The following is a 16,531-nucleotide window of genomic DNA, read 5'->3' on the forward strand; positions in this document are numbered from 1 at the left end:
CACCCGCGCGACGTCTGCATGGGGTCCACTTCGGGGATGCAGGGCACCCGCACACTCATCCGGGTGTCCGGGGGAGCGGTGATCCTCACCCTCCTCGCGCGCACGACGCTCGCCCGCCAGGCGGCCGTCGCGCGCCGACGCATCGGGAAGCCTCTCGGGGAGGACGCGCTCGACGCGGACCGGGTCTGGGGTGCACGGCGCCGCGGCGCGCCGCTGCATCTGGTGCTGCTCGGAGACTCGATCGCGGCGGGACTGGGCGCCTCCCGCCCCAAGGAGACTCTCGGCGGACGTCTGGCGAAGGGCATCTCCCGCGCGCTGGATCGGCCGGTTCACCTGCACACCCTTGCGCAGGTCGGGTCGGAGTCCTCCGCGCTCGCCGGTCAGGTCGCTCGGCTGCCGCGCGGGCTCCGACCGGATGCCGCGGTGATCGTCGTCGGCGGCAACGACGTCACCCATCGACGGCCGGTCATGCGCTCCGCCGCGCATCTCGCCGAGGCGGTGCGGGCGCTGCGGGAGCGCGGCATCCCGGTGATCGTGGGCACGTGTCCTGACCTCGCGGCGCTGCGGCCGGTCCCGCAGCCGCTCCGCACGCTCGCGGGCCGGTTGTCGCGTCGCCTCGCCGTCGCCCAAGCGCGGGAGGCGGCGCGCGCCGGGGGCGTGGTGGTGTCCCTGCGCGCGACCGTCGGGCCCGTCTTCCTCTCCCGCCCGGAGGAGATGTTCGCGATGGACCGCTTCCACCCCTCGGCTGCGGGGTACCGGCGCACAGCGGAGGCGTTCATCCCGGCGATCATCCAAGCCCTCCACGCCGTGCGGGTTGACGGGGACCGTCCGGGGCCGGTTGGCTGAGGCGATGGCATCCGATATCGACTCCGCGACCTGGCGTCGCGTCGACGCCTATCTGTCGGCGCTGCTCGTGGGGGAGGACCCGGCTCTCGACGCCGCCGTCGCGGCGCAGCGGGCGGCGGGCCTGCCGGCGATCGAGGTCGCGCCGGTCAACGGGAAGTTCCTGCATCTGATCGCGCGGATCTCCGGAGCCCGGCGGATCCTCGAGATCGGCACGCTCGGGGGGTACTCGGCGATCTGGCTCGCCCGCGCGGTCCCCGACGACGGTCTCGTGATCTCGATCGAGGCCGAGCCCGCGAACGCACGACTCGCCCGGGCGAATCTCGATCGTGCCGGCCTCGGTGGGCGCGTGCAGATCCGCGAGGGGCGCGCGCTCGACGTCCTCCCCACCCTGTCCGGTGAGGCTCCGTTCGACCTCGTCTTCATCGACGCCGACAAGGAGTCCAACGCCGCCTACCTGGACTGGGCCGCGCGACTGGGCCGCCCGGGCACCGTGGTGATCGTCGACAACATCGGCCGCGGCGGCGCGGTCGCCGATCCGACGAACTCCCGACCCGATGTGGTGGGGACGCGGCAGGGTCTGGAAGTCCTCGCCCGCGATCCGCGCTTCGAGGCCACCGCCCTCCAGACGCTCGACGCGAAGGGCTACGACGGCTTCGCCGTCGCCGTGGTGGTGTGACCCTCCTGCGGCGACGGCCCCGCGCCTCTAGAGTGGTCTCGGACCGACGACGCTCCCGATATCCACTCATCCCCGGACATCACCCCTCCACGACACAAGGAGTCACCCAGTGGCATTGATCGAGGCTGTAGGCGCACGCGAGATCCTCGACTCGCGCGGAAACCCGACCGTCGAAGTGGAGGTGCTCCTCGATGACGGTGTCGTCCAGCGTGCCGCGGTGCCCTCGGGCGCATCCACCGGTGCCTTCGAGGCGTACGAGCTGCGGGACGGCGACAAGAGCCGGTACTCGGGCAAGGGCGTGCTCAAGGCCGTCGCGGCCGTCATCGACGAGCTCGGCCCCGCCATCGAGGGCGTAGAGGCGAGCGAGCAGCGCGTCGTCGACGAGATCCTCATCGAGACCGACGGCACCGAGAACAAGTCGCGGTGCGGGGCCAACGCCATCCTCGGCGTCTCCCTCGCCGTCGCCAAGGCCGCCGCGGACGCCGCGGACCTGCCGTTGTTCCGCTACCTCGGCGGCCCCAACGCCCACGTCCTCCCCGTTCCGCTGTTCAACGTCATCAACGGCGGCGAGCACGCCGACAACGGCATCGACTTCCAGGAGTACTTCCTCGCCCCCATCGGCGCGGAGACCTACTCCGAGTCCCTGCGGTGGGGCACGGAGATCTACCACGTGCTCAAGAGCGAGCTGAAGGCGGCCGGCTTCAACACGGCGCTGGGCGACGAGGGCGGTTTCGCGCCCGACCTGCCCAGCAACCGCGAAGGCCTGGACTTCCTGATGAAGGCGATCGAGAAGGCCGGGTTTGCCCCGGGCACCGACATCGCCGTCGGCCTCGACGTCGCCGCCACCGAGTTCTTCTCGGAGGGTGTCTACACCGTCGAGGGCAAGGCCTGGTCGGCTGACAAGCTCACCGACTACTTCGCCGACCTCGTCGCCAACTACCCGATCGTCACGATCGAGGACGCCCTGGCCGAGGACGACTGGGACGCGTGGAAGGGCCTGACCGACGCGATCGGATCGAAGGTCCAGCTCGTCGGCGACGACCTCTTCGTCACCAACCCGCAGCGTCTGCAGCGCGGCATCGACCTCGGCGTCGCGAACGCGCTGCTGGTGAAGGTCAACCAGATCGGAACCCTGTCCGAGACGCTCGACGCGATCGCCGTGGCGACCCAGAACGGCTACCGTTCCATGCTGTCGCACCGTTCCGGCGAGACCGAGGACACCACGATCGCGGACCTCGCCGTCGCGGTCAACTGCGGTCAGATCAAGACCGGTGCGCCTGCGCGCAGCGAGCGCGTCGCGAAATACAATCAGCTTCTGCGTATCGAAGAGGAACTCGGCGACGCGGCGGTCTTCGCCGGGCGCGGAGCGTTCCCCCGCTTCAAGGGCTGATACGCGCCGGACAGCGTAGGAGAGGGGGAGCCGTGGTGGACACGACGGCTCCCCCTTCCCGTCCCCCCCGACGTCCGCGACGAGAGGGACGATCGGCGCCGGACGTGCGGGCGTGGCTCACCGGCATCCGGTCGTCCGGTTTCGCCGCCATCATGCTCGGACTCGTCGTGCTCGCAGCCTTCGTGCTGGTGCCGACCATCGGGACCTACCTCGACCAGCGTCAGCGCGTGGCGGCGTTGGAGGAGGCGGTCGAGGTGGGCGAGGAGCGCGTCGCCGACCTCGAGGCGCAGCGGGAGCGCTGGACCGACCCGGCTTACATCACCACCCAGGCGCGGGAACGACTGTACTTCGTGGCGCCGGGCGAGGTGGTCTACCTCATCGACAACGATCTTCCGCCGCAGGATGTGCCGCAGGAGCCCGCGGCCGTCAGCGACGAGGTGCAGACGACCCGGACCGACTGGATGGGGCAGATGGTGCGGTCGATCACCGAAGCGGGTCTCTCGCGCACGGTGACCGGGACGACGGAGCCGTGACACGCGTCGGGGTTCGTCGACGCCGGCGCCCCCGGCTACCCTCGAAGACGTGACCACGCCTCCCTTCGCACCCCTGAGCGACCGCGACCTCGACGTCCTCCGCGCGCAGCTCGGACGCCCGGCGCGCGGCGTCGTCGGTGTCGCCGCACGCTGCGTCTGCGGAAATCCCACGGTGGTGGCCACCTCGCCGCGGCTCCCGGACGGCACGCCCTTCCCGACCTTCTACTATCTGACCCATCCGGCGGCGACGGCCGCGATGTCGACCCTCGAGGCGACTCAGGTGATGCCCGCGTTCGCCGAGATGCTTCACGACGAGGGCGTCGCCGAGGCCTACCGGGCCGCGCACCGCGCGTATCTGGAGGATCGGACCCTCTTCGGCGACGTTCCCGAGATCGAGGGCGTCTCCGCCGGGGGGATGCCCACGAGGGTGAAGTGCCTGCACGCCCTCGCCGGCCACGCGCTGGCCGCCGGCCCGGGTGTGAACCCCATCGGCGACCTCGCGCTGGAGCGGTCCTCCTGGTCGCCGGATGTGTGCGTGTGCGCAGAACCGGGGCCGGGCGGATGATCGCGCTCGGGCGGCGGATCGGCGGCGGCCTGGCCGCGGCCGCACTCGCCGTCACGCTCGGCGTCGCACCGGCGTCCGCGGCGACCGACCCCACCCCGTCGCCCGTTCCGTCGTCCGTGGACCCTGTCCGCGACGCGCAGTACTGGCTCGCCGACTACGGGATCGAGGATGCCTGGCGGACCACCCGCGGAGCCGGCGTGCGCATCGCCGTCATCGACACCGGCATCGGCCGCGGCCCGGTGGAGTTCCAGGGCGCCGTCGTCGCCGGCACCGACGTGTCCGGGATCGGGTCGGCGGACGGACGTACTCCCATCGGCGCCGTCGACGGCAATCACGGCAGCTGGGTGGCCTCGCTCGCGGCGGCACGCGGGACGGGACCTGGAACGGGAATGATCGGCGTCGCGCCCGAGGCCGAGCTCATGGCCGTGTCGGTCGGCTTCGGCTCGGCCGCGACGGTGCCGTTCGTGGAGCAGATCGCCGAGGCGATCACCTGGTCGGTCGACAACGGGGCCGACGTGATCAACATGTCGCTCACTACCAACACCCCGGACTGGGATCCGAGCTGGGACGACGCGTTCCTGTACGCGTTCGAGAACGACGTCGTCGTCGTCGTGGCCGCCGGCAACCGAGGCAGCGGCACGACCGCCGTCGGTGCGCCCGCCACCATCCCGGGTGTCCTCACCGTGGGCGGGGTGGACCCCCGCGGCAGAGCGAGCGTGGAAGCGTCCACCCAGGGCATCACCATCGGGGTGGCGGCGCCCAGCGAACGGCTGCTCGGGGTCTCCGCGGACGGACGCGTGGTCGTCTGGGACGGCACCAGCGGTGCCGCGCCGATCGTGGCGGGTGTCGCGGCCCTTGTCCGCGCCGCTCACCCCGACCTCGACGCGGCGAACGTCATCAACCGGATCGTCTCGACCGCCCGTCCGGTCGCCGGCGCCGAGCAGCCGGTGGACCCGCTCTACGGTCGCGGCCTCGTGGACGCGGCCGCCGCCGTGCGAGCCGACGTCCCCGCGGTGACGGCGAACCCGATGGGGAGCCTGTCGGAGTGGATCCGGCTCTATCGACGCGCCGACAGTGGGCCGGCCCCGAGCGTGCCCAGCGAACCGGTGGAGATCGAGCCGCTGCCTCCGGCGGATGCCGCGGGGCGCGCGGTGTCGCCCCTTCTCCCGACGGGAGAGACCGTGCTCTACGGGACGCTTCCGCTGACGCTTTTCACCACCACCGCTATACTGTTCACGCTCGGCGTCACTGCAGCTGTCCGACGCATCCGATTGGCGTCCCGGACGCCGAGCCGCTGACACCCGAGGAGTACTTCCCACCGTGACGAACACTGTGCCCAAGATCCTGATCGTCGGCGGCGGATATGCGGGCTTCTACACGGCGTGGAAGCTCGAGAAGCATCTGCGCAAGGGCGAAGCCGAGGTCACCGTCGTCGACCCGCTGCCCTACATGACCTACCAGCCCTTCCTCCCCGAGGTCGCGGCCGGCTCCATCGAGGCGCGCCACTCGGTCGTGGCGCTGCGTCGGCACCTCTCCAAGACTAAGGTCGTCGCGGGCAAGGTCACCGGCATCACCCACGCCGACAAGACCGCCACCATCACCCCGTCGGTGGGGGAGCCCTACCAGGTCCGGTACGACCAGATCGTCGTCACCGCCGGCGCCGTCTCCCGCACGTTCCCCATCCCGGGGATCGCCGACAACGCGATCGGTCTGAAGACGATCGAGGAGGCCGTCGCCATCCGCGACCGTCTGACGGCGAACTTCGACAAGGCCGCGCTCGTCCCGGCGGGTCCGGAGCGCGACCGCCTCCTCACCGTCGTCGTCGTCGGAGGCGGTTTCGCCGGAATCGAGGTCTTCGCCGAGCTGCGGTCCTACGCCTCTGCTCTCCTGAAGAAGTACCCCGAGCTGCGTTTCGAGGACACGCACTTCCACCTCGTCGAGGCGATGGGGCGCATCATGCCCGAGGTGTCGCTGAAGACGAGCGAGTGGGTGCTGAAGAACCTCGCCGAGCGTGGTGCGGCGGTCCACCTGGACACCCAGGTCACCGGAGCGATCGACGGCAACATCGAGCTGTCCACCGGGGAGACGATCCCCAGCGACCTGATCATCTGGACCGCCGGCGTCATGGCGAACCCGACGGTCGTGCGCGGCGGGGACCTGCCCGTCGAAGAGCGCGGTCGCATCCGTGCGCGCGCGGACCTGCGGGTCGGCACGGCGGAGGCGCCCCTCGAGGGAGCATGGGCCGCGGGCGACGTCGCCGCGGTCCCGGACCTCTCCGGCGGTGGGGTCGGCGGCTACTGCGTGCCCAACGCCCAGCACGCGGTGCGCCAGGCGAAGCTGCTCGCGAAGAACCTCGTCGCGGTCCTGCGCGGCGAGGAGCCGAAGGAGTACGTCCACAAGAACCTCGGCGCGGTGGCCGGTCTCGGCCTCGGCATCGGGGTGTTCCAGTCCGGCAAGATCGCGATCAAGGGGCTTCCGGCATGGTTCGCGCACCGCGGCTACCACGGCCTGGCGATGCCCTCGTGGGAGCGGAAGTTCCGCGTCCTGTGGGGCTGGTGGAACAACTTCTGGCTTGGTCGCGACATCGTGAACCTCTCCACGGTCCAGAACCCGCGCTACGTCTTCGAGGAGTTCGCGGCCCGTCCGCGGCCGGCCCAGCCCGCGGTGACGCCGCCCGCCGAGCCCCGCGAGCAGGGGAAGATCGCCGATCAGCCCGAGAAGGTCGAGGCCGACAAGGCCGCCGCCGCCGCGGGACGCTGAGGGGAGCGTGACGGCGTCGGTGCGCCGGCGCCCCCGTAGCCCAATCGGCAGAGGCGGGCGACTTAAAATCGCTGCAGTGTGGGTTCGAGTCCCACCGGGGGCACACTCGGGAGGCCTGCGGCTCTAGGGTGGGTCCGATGAGACTCGACCTCGACGCCGCGGCATCCGCTGATCCGGTGTGGGAGGACGCCCCGCGCTACTGGGCGGACCTCACCCATGCGGTGGAGGAACTTCCCGCCCCTCTGGCGGCTGTGCACCTGGGCGCCCTCCGGCACAACGCGCTGGATCTCGTCGTCCGCGCGGCGGGGGTGCCCGTCCGGATCGCGACGAAGTCCGTCCGCTCCCGCGCCATCCTCGACGCCGTGCTCGCGCTCCCCGGGTATCGCGGGCTCCTCGCGTACTCCCTGGCCGAAGCGCTGTGGCTCGCCCAGTCCCACGACGACATCGTGCTGGGGTATCCGACGGCGGATCGCACGGCCCTCGCCCGACTCGCGGGCGACCCGGACGCCGCGGCGAAGATCACGCTGATGATCGACGACGAGGCACAGCTCGACCTCATCGACGCGGTGGCATCCCCGGCCGCGCGCCCGGAGATTCGCCTCGCGATCGATGTGGACGCGTCCTGGCGTGTGCCCGCGCTCGGACACGTGGGCGTGCGGCGCTCGCCCGTCCACGAGCCGGCTGAGGCGTCACGGTTGGCGCGGGCCGTGGTCGCGCGGCCGGGGTTCCGCCTCGTCGGCGTGATGATGTACGAGGCGCAGGTGGCGGGTGTCGCGGATGCCGGTTCGGCGGCGATCCGGTGGATGCAACGTCGAAGTGTCGCTGAGCTGCGGGAACGACGCGCGGCGGTGGTCGCCGCGGTCGCGGCGTGGGCGCCGCTGGAGTTCGTCAACGCCGGCGGCACCGGGTCGCTGGAGACGTCGGCAGCCGACACCGCCGTGACCGAGGTGACCGCGGGGAGCGGACTGCTCGCCGGCCACCTCTTCGACGGCTACCGCCGCTTCCGTCCCGCGCCCGCCTCCGCCTTCGCCGTCGACATCGTCCGGATGCCGACGCCGGGCGTCGTCACGGCGTCCGGGGGCGGATGGGTGGCGTCGGGGCCTGCAGGATCCTCGCGGCTCCCGACGCCGGTGTGGCCCCGCGGCCTCCATCTCCTCCCGCGGGAGGGCGCGGGGGAGGTCCAGACCCCTGTCGCGGGGCGGGGGACCGCATCCCTGCGTGTGGGCTCGCGCGTGTGGTTCCGCCACGCCAAGAGCGGAGAGCTGTGCGAGCACACCGAGCGACTGCAGGTCGTCTCGGAGGGGCGGGTGGTCGGCGAGGTGCCGACCTACCGCGGAGAGGGACGGTCGTTCGCATGACGCGCCCGGGCGGTCGGTGGCAGAACTGGGGTCGCACCGAGCAGGTGCGCCCCCGTCGCGTCGAGCGCCCGCCGTCGGTGGACGCGGTGCGCCGCGCGGTCGATGCCGCGGCCCGGCGGGGGCTGCGTGTGAAGGCGGTAGGCGCGGGCCACAGCTTCTCGGCGATCGCCCTCGCCCCCGACATCCTGCTGGATCTCGACGAACTCTCGGGGCTCGTGGACGTGGACCGCGAACGGGGCCTCGCGACCTTCGCGGCCGGCACGCGCCTCCACCGCATCCCGGCGCTCCTCGCGCCGTACGGTCTCGCGATGGAGAACCTGGGCGACATCGATCGGCAGAGCCTCGCCGGCGCCATCAGCACCGGCACCCACGGCACCGGCATCCGATTCGGGGGCCTGGGGAGCCAGGTCGCAGGGACGACCCTCGTCACTGCCGACGGCGAACGGGTCACGGTCACGGAGGAGGACGGAGAACTGCTCGATGCGGTCGCCGTCTCGCTGGGCGCCCTCGGTGTCATCGTCGAGGTGACGCTGCGGTGCGTCCCCGCGTTCGTGCTGGCCGCGCGGGAGCGTCCTGAGCCCCTGCAGGAGGTCTGCGACGACCTCGCGGCACGCGCCGAGCGGGACGACCACTTCGAGTTCTACTGGTTTCCGGGAACGGACCTCGCGCTGACCAAGTCCCAGCAGCGGCACCCCGCTGACACGCCCACCCGCCCGCTGTCGGCCGGAGCGCGGTTCCTCGAGGACGTCGTGGTCGGCGGGGTGCTCCACCGGGCGGCGTGCGCGACGGGAGCGCTGCTTCCCGCGAGCGTCCCCTCCCTCAACCGTGTGTCGACGCGGGTGTGGGGTGGCAGGGACTTCTCCGACGCCTCCGCGGCGGTGTTCGCGACCCGTCGGTCGGTCCGCTTCGCGGAGATGGAGTACGCCGTCCCGGTCGAGCGGCTCGTGCCCGCGTTCGAGGCGGTGCGTGATCTGATCCGGCGGCGCGGATGGCGGATCTCCTTCCCGATCGAGGTGCGCACGGCCGCCGCGGATGCGGCGTGGATGTCCACCTCGCACGGGCGCGAGAGCGGCTACATCGCCGTGCATCGGTATTGGCGAGAGGATCCCGGCACCTACTTCGATGCGGTCGAGGAGATCCTCCTCGCCGAGGGTGGACGCCCGCACTGGGGGAAGATGCACGCGCAGGATGCGGCGGTGCTGGCATCGCGGTATCCCCGGTTCGCCGACTTCGTCGCGCTGCGCGACCAGTGGGATCCTCATCGGGTGTTCGCCAACCCCTACCTCGAGCGCGTCCTCGGTGGGTAACGGCTGGGAGTCGCGCCGCGCACTTCGGCCCCGAGAAGCGCCTGGCTAGGATGAAGGGAAACCTCGAACGGAGTCTCGCGCTATGTGGGAATGGCTGATCCCCGTGCTGATCGTGGTGGCGCTCGTCGTCATCGCCGGCATCTACCTGTGGGCGACCTACAACTCGCTGGTCCAGCTCAACGTGCGCGTCGACGAAGCCTGGAGTGACATCACGGTCCAGCTGAAGCGCCGGGCCGACCTCCTCCCGAATCTGATCGAGGCGGTGAAGGGGTATGCCGCCCACGAGAAGGCGGTCTTCGAGAACGTCACGCGAGCGCGCGCCGAGACGCTGTCCGCGTCGGGCCCGGCGGATGCCGGTGTCGCCGAGGGGCACATGCAGCAGGCGTTGAAGTCGCTGTTCGCGGTCGCGGAGGCCTATCCGCAGCTCCAGGCGAGCCAGAACTTCCTCCAGCTCCAGCAGGCGATCGTGGACACCGAGGACAAGATCCAGGCGTCGCGCCGTTTCTACAACGGCGGTGTGCGCGAACTGAACACGAAGATCAAGGTGTTCCCGAACAATCTCTTCGCCCGCAACCTGGGTTTCCACGAGCGGGAGTTCTTCGAGGTGGTCGACGGCGCTGCCATCTCCGAGCCTCCCCGCGTGCAGTTCTGAGCCGTCGGGAAGACCTCGCTCCGTCGTCGGCGGCTCACCACACGGTGAGGGTGATGCCGTTCGGGCCGACGGCGAAGGAGCCGCGGAGCGTCCAGGTGTCCGAGCGGTAGGTGACGTCCCGCGGATCACCCCCACGATCCGTGCCGCGTGCGGTGACGACGAGCTCGCCGTCCGACGCGACGAAGGTCCCGGCGTCGAGATCCTCCACGCGCGGCATCCGGTCGATGCGGAACCGCAGCTCCTCGAGCGCGACGAGGTCGGCGGGCCACGGGATGCGCATCCCGCAGTTCGCGGGGGTGCCCGTGGCGGGCACCGTGCACGCCGCCGCATAGTCCGCGATCGCCCCCTGGGCGGCCTCGAGGGCAGCCTCGTTCGGGATCGCTTCGATCGCGACGTCCTGATCCGTCCCCGGGAACACCGTCGTCTCGGTCGCACCGTCCAAGAGATCGGCGGGGTCCGCCGTCACCGGGTAGCGGCCGGGAAGGAGCAGCACCTCACCGGGGGCGGGGACACGCGTTCCTCCCACGCGCACGGCGTCTCCGTGCGTCGTCTCCACGCGGAGCGTGCCCCACATCCCGTCGGCGACCCGCCACCCCTCGCCGACGTCGACGAGGACCAGGCGGGATGTCGCGGTGTCTCCGGCCAGGCCGAGAGTGAGGTCGAACGTCGTCCGTTCGGCCGTCTGCTCGGTGAGCACGACCTCTGCGGTGTCCACGGCGGAGGCGCCGTCGAGCGCTGCGGCGGCGATGGCGGAGGCCGTCGAGGCATCGGCGACGAGCGCGACGGCCGCAGTTCCGTCTGCGGCGATCAGCGCCTCCGCGAACGCCTGCGCGGTGTCCTCCGCCGTCTCCGCACGCGGCGGCAGGACGACGAGGAGGACGGCTCCGGTGATCGCGAGCGCGACGGCGCCGCTCACGAGGAGCGCGACGACGGATCTGCGTGGCACGGCTTCACGCTAGCAACCGCCCGCGAGGGACGTGCGCATGTCTGATCCGGTATGCGGCGCGCTTAGACTGGCCGGATGGACGGCTCCGAGGACCCGCGACGCGGTTCGCTGTTCGACGCCTTCCGGGATCGACGTCGGGTGGTCTCCACGGATCTGACCGATTCGATTCCGCGAGGTCTCCGCATCGCGACGGCCTACGCCTGGCGTTTCCTGCTGATCGCCGCCGCCATCGGCGTCGGCATCTGGCTCGTCATCCAGTTGAAGCTCCTGGTGATCCCGCTCCTCGTCGCGATCCTGTTGAGCGCGCTCCTGTGGCCGTTCTTCACGCTCATGCTCCGTCACCGCTTCCCGCGCTGGCTCGCGATCGTGATCTCGCTCCTGACGACCATGGCTGTCGTCTCCGCGCTGGTGTGGCTCGTGGTGTGGCAGATCAGCCGAGAGCTTCCCCGGGTGCAGACGCGCACCGTGGAGGCCTTCGAGCGGTTCCGGCAGTACCTGATCGACGGTCCTCTCCACCTCACCTCGCAGCAGATCGACGTCCTTCTCGGCGAGGGATGGCAGTTCCTGCAGGATCAGGCCTCCGTCGTCTGGTCGGGAGCGCTCGCGTTCGGAACGACCATCGGGCACGTCGGTGCCGGAGCGCTCCTGGCCCTGTTCATCCTCATCACCCTCCTCGCCGACGGCGGCGGCATCTGGAAGTGGACGCTCCGCCTGTTCCCCCGCCGCGCGCGCCGTCCCGTGGACGGTGCCGGACGCGCGGGGTGGCGGACCGTGGTGATGTACGCGCGCACCCAGCTTCTGGTGGCCACGATCGACGCGGTCGGCATCGGTCTCGGAGCGTTCCTCCTCGGGGTGCCGCTGGCGATCCCGATCGCGGTCCTGGTGTTCCTCGGCGCGTTCGTCCCGTTCGTGGGTGCGATCGTCACGGGGGCGATCGCGGTGTTCATCGCCCTCGTGTACAACGGGCCGTGGATCGCGCTGTGGATGCTCGTCGTCGTGCTGGTCGTGCAGCAGGTGGAGAGCCACATCCTCCAGCCGATCCTCATGGGTGCCGCGGTGAAGGTCCACCCGCTTGCCGTCGTCCTCGTGGTCGCGGGCGGCGCGATGATCGCCGGCATTCCGGGCGCGCTGTTCGCCGTCCCCCTCGCTGCGTTCGTCAACGTCGTGGCCGTGTATCTCGGCTCGCGGGCCTGGGAGTCTGGGAATGCGCCCCAGGGTGATCTCATCTGGAGCACCGTCCCCCGAACCAAGAAGGGCCGTTCGTGAACGCCACGATCCCGTCGCTCGCCGACTTCGCGGATGCCGCGCGCGTCCTCGACGGCGTCATCGCCCGCACCCCCCTCGACGAGTCCCTGCACCTGAGCGACCTCCTGGGTGTGCCCGTCCACCTGAAGCTCGAGAACCTCCAGCGCACCGGGTCGTTCAAGATCCGCGGAGCGACCTACCGCCTCTCCCGCCTCACGGCCGAGGAGCGCGCCCGCGGTGTCGTCGCCGCCTCGGCGGGGAACCACGCCCAGGGCGTCGCCCTCGCCGCCAAGGCGCTCGGAATCCCGGCCACGATCTTCATGCCGCTCGGGGTGCCGGTGCCGAAGCTGCTGGCCACCCGCGGCTACGGTGCCGACGTCATCCTCGAGGGGGCGACGGTCGAGACGCCGCTCCGCCTCGCCGCGGACTTCGCCGAGCGTACGGGCGCGGTGTTCATCCACCCGTTCGACCACCCGGACGTCATCGCCGGGCAAGGGACCCTCGGGCTGGAACTCATGGACGATCTGCCCGATCTCGACACGATCGTGATGAGCATCGGCGGGGGAGGCCTCGTCGCCGGTGTCGCGGCCGCCGTGAAGGCGCGCGCCGCGGCGGAGGGGCGCAGCATCCGCATCATCGGCGTGCAGGCCGAGAACTCCGCCGCCTACCCGACCTCGCTCGCCGCCGGCCACCCGGTCGACGTGGAGACCCGTCCGACGATCGCCGACGGGATCGCCGTGGCCCGTCCCGGGAAGCTGCCGTTCTCGATCATCCGCGATCACGTGGACGAAGTGGTCACCGTCTCCGAGGATGACATCGCCCGCGCCCTCCTCGTGCTGCTGGAGCGTGCGAAGCAGGTGGTGGAGCCCGCTGGGGCGGCCGGGGTCGCGGCGATCCTCGCCGGCAAGATCCGCGCCGCCGGTCCCACCGCCGTCGTACTCTCCGGAGGGAACATCGATCCGCTCCTCCTCCAGCGAGTCGTGGCCCACGGGCTCGCCGCCTCCGGACGCTACATGACCCTGCGCATCCCCCTGCCCGATCGCCCGGGACAGCTCGCCCGCGTGTCGGAGCTCCTCGCCCTCGCGGGCGCCAATGTGACCGAGGTGCTGCACACGCGCCACGGTCAGGGGCTTCAGATCAGCGAGGTGATCCTGCAGCTGAGCGTTGAGACACGCGGCGAGGAGCACCGGGCGCACGTCATGGACACGCTGCGTCAGGCGGGCTTCGATCCGATCGTCGTACCGGACTGAGCGCGGGTGGGGTCATCCTGCCCCGTCCTCGGGCTCACTGGCCGGTATAGGTCTCCACCTTGACGATCTCGACGGCGATCTCGCGTCCGTTGGGCGCGGTGTAGGAGGTCGTGTCGCCCTCCTTCAATCCGAGGATCGCGGCCCCGAGCGGCGACGCCTCGCTGTACACGTCGAGATCCGACCCGGAGGCGATCTCGCGGTTGCCGAGGAGGAAGACCTCTTCCCCACCCGCGACGGTCGCCGTCACCACGGTGCCGGGCTCGACGGTGCCGGTGCTCTCCGGCGCATCGCCGACGGTGGCGTTCTTCAGAAGCCACTGGAGGGTGCGGATGCGCGCCTCCTGCTTGCCCTGCTCGTCCTTGGCGGCGTGGTATCCGCCGTTCTCCTTGAGGTCGCCCTCCTCGCGGGCTGCCTCGATGCGCTTGGCGATCTCTTCGCGGCCGGTCGTCGACAGGTGTTCGAGCTCGGCGACGAGACGGTCGTAGGCGTCCTGCGTGAGGAAGGTCACGGGGGCATCGCTGGACACGTCTGACTCCTTCGGTAAGCGGTGGCTGTGCGATATGTCAAACGCCCCGGACCGGCCGGGGCGTGGGTGGAGCACAACGCCGCCAGACTACGTCACCCAGCAGTCGTTTACAAAACCCGTCGTCGCCTCCGACACCGTCCGGACGCTCTCGCGGAATGCCCGCGCGTGGTCCTCTGTGGCGGCGTACTCCACGATGCGCCAGCCCACGACGCCGTGCTCCTCGTCCTGCGCCTCGAGGGCGCACGCGATGGAGCGGCCGGGGGGCGAGGTGAGCTGGAAGTCGATGGTGACCCGGCCGTCGTCCTCGACGACGAAGCCGGTCGAACGGACGTCAATCGCATCGATGCTGCCGGCCACCACCGTCCATCCGAGCAGACCCGCGAGGATCGCCCCGACGGCGGCGGCGCCGCCGATGGCCCACCGGGCCGATGCCGTGCGGCGGCGTCCGTAGCGCTGGTCGAGCTGTTCCTGAGTGGTCATGGGGGTCCGTCGGAAGAATAGGCTGGGACTTCCAGATTAGGCGCTCTTGCGCACCCGGGTCCGCGGCACAGCATCTGCCCGGACGGAAACGGACTCCCATGCATCTCCCGCTCGCCCTCCTTGCGGGCACCTCCGTCACCCCCATCCCCGTGCCGACGGTCGACCCCGAGCTGGTGACGCCCGGTCCTTGGGGTTTCGGCATCATCGTGTTCGTCACCGTCGCGGTGGTGCTCCTCGCGGCGGACATGACCCGACGGATCCGCCGCGGTCGCGTGCGCGCCGACATCCAGGAGGAACTGGATGCCGAGGAAGCGGAGCGGGATGCGCGCGCCCGAGAGCGCGGAGACCGCGACGATCAGGCGTTGTAGGCCGGCTGCAACGCGATCAGCAGGCACGCCGTCCAGTGGCAGAGGAACGCCAGGACGGTGCACACGTGGAAGATCTCGTGGAAGCCGAAGTGGCCCGGCCACGGGTTGGGACGCTTGAGCGCGTAGACGACGGCCCCGGCGGTGTAGAGGAGCCCCCCGACGGCGACGAGGATCATCATCGCGGGATTGGCGCGGAAGAGGTCTCCGAGGTACATCACCGCGGCCCAGCCGAGGAGCAGGTACAGCGCGACGTACAGCCACCGCGGGGCGTGCAGCCAGAAGACGCGGAAGAGGATTCCGAGCAGGGCGCCGCCCCAGACGAGCGAGAGCAGCAGCACCCCCTGCTGCGGCGGGAGCGCGAGTACCGCGATGGGCGTGTAGGTCCCGGCGATCAGCAGGAGGATGTTGGCGTGGTCGATGCGCTTCAGCGTCGCCCGGGTCCTCGGACCCCACGAGAAGCGGTGGTAGAGGGCCGAGTTGCCGAAGAGCAGGAGCGAGGTCGCCATGAACACGGCCGAGGACCACTTGGCCGCAGGACCCTGTGCGAGCGCGATCAGCACGATCCCCGCGGCGATCGCGACGGGGAACGTCCCGGCATGGATCCAGCCGCGCCAGGTGGGCTTCGCCTCCGACGACGCGTCGACGGCGGCGGCGTCCATGAGGGGGAGGACGGGAACCTCAGGCGCGGCGGGAACGCGCGATCGACGACTCATGGGAACAGGGTACGGCGCGCCCGCATTCCTCGGGCGGCACATACCCGGTTCCGGCGCTCGTGGGATGGAGTGCCACACTGCGGTGCCCGCCCGCTCGGGGTAGCGTAGGGGGGTGACGCGTACCCCGTCGAACGAGGGCAGAGGGCCCCTCTACCGGCTGTACATCAACCGCCTGCGGCGGCGGTTGGATCCCGAGACCGTTCCGCATCACCTCGCGATGATGATCGACGGCAATCGTCGTTGGGCGCGGCAGCTGGGGTACGACTCGGCAGCCCACGGACACCGCGCCGGCGCGGCGAAGATGCGGGAGTTCCTCGGGTGGTGCGACGACGTCGGAATCCGCGTGGTCTCGCTGTACCTGCTCTCCACGGACAACCTGCGCAAGCGCGATTCCGGTGAGCTGTCCGACCTGATCGACATCATCGCCGAGCTTGCCGAGGAGCTCTCGCGCGAGCGCGACTGGCGCGTGCAGCACGTCGGACGGGCCGACGGGCTCCCGCCCGATCTCGCCCGCGTCCTGGCCGATGCGTCGGCGCGCACCCGCGGTCACTCGGGCCTGCACGTCAACCTCGCCGTGGGGTACGGCGGGCGCGGCGAGATCGTCGACGCCGTCCGCAGCATCATCGCCCAGCACGGCACCTCCGGCGGCTCCCTCGAGGACCTCGCGGAGAGTCTCACTCCGGAGCAGATCGGCGAGCATCTGTACACCGGCGGGCAGCCGGACCCGGACCTCGTCATCCGCACCTCGGGAGAGCAGCGCCTGAGCGATTTCCTCCTGTGGCAGAGCGCTCATTCGGAGTTCTATTTCGTCGAGGCGCTCGGACCGGATCTCCGCGAGGTCGACTTCCTCCGGGCCATCCGCGACTACGCGAGCCGCGACCGCCGCTACGGCAGCTGAGGCGCGTCGCGGCCGGTG

Annotated in this window: 18 protein-coding genes and 1 tRNA gene; 15 read left to right on the forward strand and 4 right to left on the reverse strand. The window is 71.0% G+C overall.

Translation table 11 applies throughout. The features are described from left to right. The first annotated feature begins 36 nt into the window (after window positions 1-36). The 11 genes from KZC50_RS13565 (at window position 37) to KZC50_RS13615 (ending at window position 10,087) form a co-directional block, all read left to right on the forward strand. The gene (locus KZC50_RS13565) at window positions 37-846 is read left to right on the forward strand and encodes an SGNH/GDSL hydrolase family protein (protein WP_310892027.1); all 810 of its coding nucleotides are present in this window, start codon (window positions 37-39) and stop codon (window positions 844-846) included. Window positions 847-850: 4 nt separating this feature from the next. Then, entirely contained in the window at window positions 851-1,522 is a 672-nt protein-coding gene (locus KZC50_RS13570) for an O-methyltransferase (RefSeq protein ID WP_310892028.1), read from the forward strand. A 109-nt stretch (window positions 1,523-1,631) separates the two neighbouring features. Beyond that, window positions 1,632-2,912 carry a phosphopyruvate hydratase gene (eno, locus tag KZC50_RS13575; protein WP_053548718.1) on the forward strand — a complete coding sequence of 427 codons (1,281 nt, stop codon included), beginning with the start codon at window positions 1,632-1,634 and terminating at the stop codon, window positions 2,910-2,912. 104 nt (window positions 2,913-3,016) lie between these two features. Then, window positions 3,017-3,445 (forward strand): FtsB family cell division protein, encoded by a 429-nt coding sequence (locus tag KZC50_RS13580; RefSeq protein ID WP_301133551.1) that lies wholly within the window; start codon window positions 3,017-3,019, stop codon window positions 3,443-3,445. Window positions 3,446-3,494: 49 nt separating this feature from the next. Further along, window positions 3,495-4,010 carry a DUF501 domain-containing protein gene (locus tag KZC50_RS13585; RefSeq protein WP_310892029.1) on the forward strand — a complete coding sequence of 172 codons (516 nt, stop codon included), beginning with the start codon at window positions 3,495-3,497 and terminating at the stop codon, window positions 4,008-4,010. After that, complete coding sequence (locus KZC50_RS13590) at window positions 4,007-5,308, forward strand: S8 family peptidase (protein ID WP_310892084.1); 1,302 nt, start codon at window positions 4,007-4,009, stop codon at window positions 5,306-5,308. Before KZC50_RS13585 ends, KZC50_RS13590 begins: the two co-directional genes overlap by 4 nt. 34 nt (window positions 5,309-5,342) lie before the next feature. After that, complete coding sequence (locus KZC50_RS13595) at window positions 5,343-6,770, forward strand: NAD(P)/FAD-dependent oxidoreductase (RefSeq protein WP_310892085.1); 1,428 nt, start codon at window positions 5,343-5,345, stop codon at window positions 6,768-6,770. Window positions 6,771-6,799: 29 nt separating this feature from the next. Continuing rightward, a tRNA-Leu gene (locus KZC50_RS13600) sits at window positions 6,800-6,873 on the forward strand. Window positions 6,874-6,907: 34 nt separating this feature from the next. Beyond that, window positions 6,908-8,128, forward strand: a complete 1,221-nt coding sequence (locus tag KZC50_RS13605; protein WP_310892030.1) for an alanine racemase — start codon at window positions 6,908-6,910, stop codon at window positions 8,126-8,128. Beyond that, window positions 8,125-9,435 carry a D-arabinono-1,4-lactone oxidase gene (locus KZC50_RS13610; RefSeq protein WP_310892031.1) on the forward strand — a complete coding sequence of 437 codons (1,311 nt, stop codon included), beginning with the start codon at window positions 8,125-8,127 and terminating at the stop codon, window positions 9,433-9,435. The genes KZC50_RS13605 and KZC50_RS13610 overlap by 4 nt, the downstream gene beginning before the upstream one ends. 82 nt (window positions 9,436-9,517) lie before the next feature. After that, complete coding sequence (locus KZC50_RS13615) at window positions 9,518-10,087, forward strand: LemA family protein (RefSeq protein ID WP_053548714.1); 570 nt, start codon at window positions 9,518-9,520, stop codon at window positions 10,085-10,087. A gap of 34 nt (window positions 10,088-10,121) precedes the next feature. On the opposite strand, the gene KZC50_RS13620 is transcribed toward KZC50_RS13615, so the two are convergent. After that, complete coding sequence (locus KZC50_RS13620) at window positions 10,122-11,033, reverse strand: hypothetical protein (protein ID WP_310892032.1); 912 nt, start codon at window positions 11,031-11,033, stop codon at window positions 10,122-10,124. A 75-nt stretch (window positions 11,034-11,108) separates the two neighbouring features. On the opposite strand from KZC50_RS13620, the gene KZC50_RS13625 reads away from it, so the two are divergent. After that, the gene (locus tag KZC50_RS13625) at window positions 11,109-12,299 is read left to right on the forward strand and encodes an AI-2E family transporter (protein WP_310892033.1); all 1,191 of its coding nucleotides are present in this window, start codon (window positions 11,109-11,111) and stop codon (window positions 12,297-12,299) included. Next, complete coding sequence (gene ilvA / locus KZC50_RS13630) at window positions 12,296-13,528, forward strand: threonine ammonia-lyase (protein WP_310892034.1); 1,233 nt, start codon at window positions 12,296-12,298, stop codon at window positions 13,526-13,528. The genes KZC50_RS13625 and ilvA overlap by 4 nt, the downstream gene beginning before the upstream one ends. A 34-nt stretch (window positions 13,529-13,562) precedes the next feature. Here ilvA and greA read toward each other — a convergent pair whose 3' ends face one another. Both greA and KZC50_RS13640 read right to left on the reverse strand, forming a co-directional pair. Continuing rightward, window positions 13,563-14,054 carry a transcription elongation factor GreA gene (greA, locus tag KZC50_RS13635; protein WP_301133537.1) on the reverse strand — a complete coding sequence of 164 codons (492 nt, stop codon included), beginning with the start codon at window positions 14,052-14,054 and terminating at the stop codon, window positions 13,563-13,565. Window positions 14,055-14,141: 87 nt separating this feature from the next. Further along, on the reverse strand, window positions 14,142-14,534 hold the full coding sequence (locus KZC50_RS13640; protein WP_053548880.1) for a DUF4307 domain-containing protein: 393 nt from the start codon (window positions 14,532-14,534) through the stop codon (window positions 14,142-14,144). 98 nt (window positions 14,535-14,632) lie between these two features. Between KZC50_RS13640 and KZC50_RS13645 the strand changes: the two genes are divergently transcribed. Next, on the forward strand, window positions 14,633-14,902 hold the full coding sequence (locus KZC50_RS13645) for a hypothetical protein (protein WP_053548881.1): 270 nt from the start codon (window positions 14,633-14,635) through the stop codon (window positions 14,900-14,902). Here KZC50_RS13645 and trhA read toward each other — a convergent pair. After that, entirely contained in the window at window positions 14,890-15,615 is a 726-nt protein-coding gene (gene trhA / locus KZC50_RS13650; RefSeq protein ID WP_301133534.1) for a PAQR family membrane homeostasis protein TrhA, read from the reverse strand. The two genes, KZC50_RS13645 and trhA, sit on opposite strands and share 13 nt — an antisense overlap. Window positions 15,616-15,727: 112 nt before the next feature. On the opposite strand from trhA, the gene KZC50_RS13655 reads away from it, so the two are divergent. Beyond that, window positions 15,728-16,513, forward strand: coding sequence for an isoprenyl transferase (locus KZC50_RS13655; RefSeq protein ID WP_053548883.1), 786 nt, complete (start codon window positions 15,728-15,730; stop codon window positions 16,511-16,513). Window positions 16,514-16,531 lie beyond the last annotated feature (18 nt).

The organism is Microbacterium aurantiacum, from assembly GCF_031625015.1.
Classification (GTDB): domain Bacteria; phylum Actinomycetota; class Actinomycetes; order Actinomycetales; family Microbacteriaceae; genus Microbacterium; species Microbacterium aurantiacum.

Coding starts and splice junctions, on each gene's coding strand:
- KZC50_RS13625 (WP_310892033.1), top strand. CDS start 11,109: ATGGACGGCTCCGAGGACCCGCGACGCGGTTCGCTGTTCGACGCCTTC.
- KZC50_RS13565 (WP_310892027.1), top strand. CDS start 37: ATGCAGGGCACCCGCACACTCATCCGGGTGTCCGGGGGAGCGGTGATC.
- KZC50_RS13590 (WP_310892084.1), top strand. CDS start 4,007: ATGATCGCGCTCGGGCGGCGGATCGGCGGCGGCCTGGCCGCGGCCGCA.
- KZC50_RS13570 (WP_310892028.1), top strand. CDS start 851: ATGGCATCCGATATCGACTCCGCGACCTGGCGTCGCGTCGACGCCTAT.
- trhA (WP_301133534.1), bottom strand. CDS start 15,615: ATGAGTCGTCGATCGCGCGTTCCCGCCGCGCCTGAGGTTCCCGTCCTC.
- KZC50_RS13615 (WP_053548714.1), top strand. CDS start 9,518: ATGTGGGAATGGCTGATCCCCGTGCTGATCGTGGTGGCGCTCGTCGTC.
- KZC50_RS13640 (WP_053548880.1), bottom strand. CDS start 14,534: ATGACCACTCAGGAACAGCTCGACCAGCGCTACGGACGCCGCCGCACG.
- KZC50_RS13610 (WP_310892031.1), top strand. CDS start 8,125: ATGACGCGCCCGGGCGGTCGGTGGCAGAACTGGGGTCGCACCGAGCAG.
- KZC50_RS13645 (WP_053548881.1), top strand. CDS start 14,633: ATGCATCTCCCGCTCGCCCTCCTTGCGGGCACCTCCGTCACCCCCATC.
- KZC50_RS13605 (WP_310892030.1), top strand. CDS start 6,908: ATGAGACTCGACCTCGACGCCGCGGCATCCGCTGATCCGGTGTGGGAG.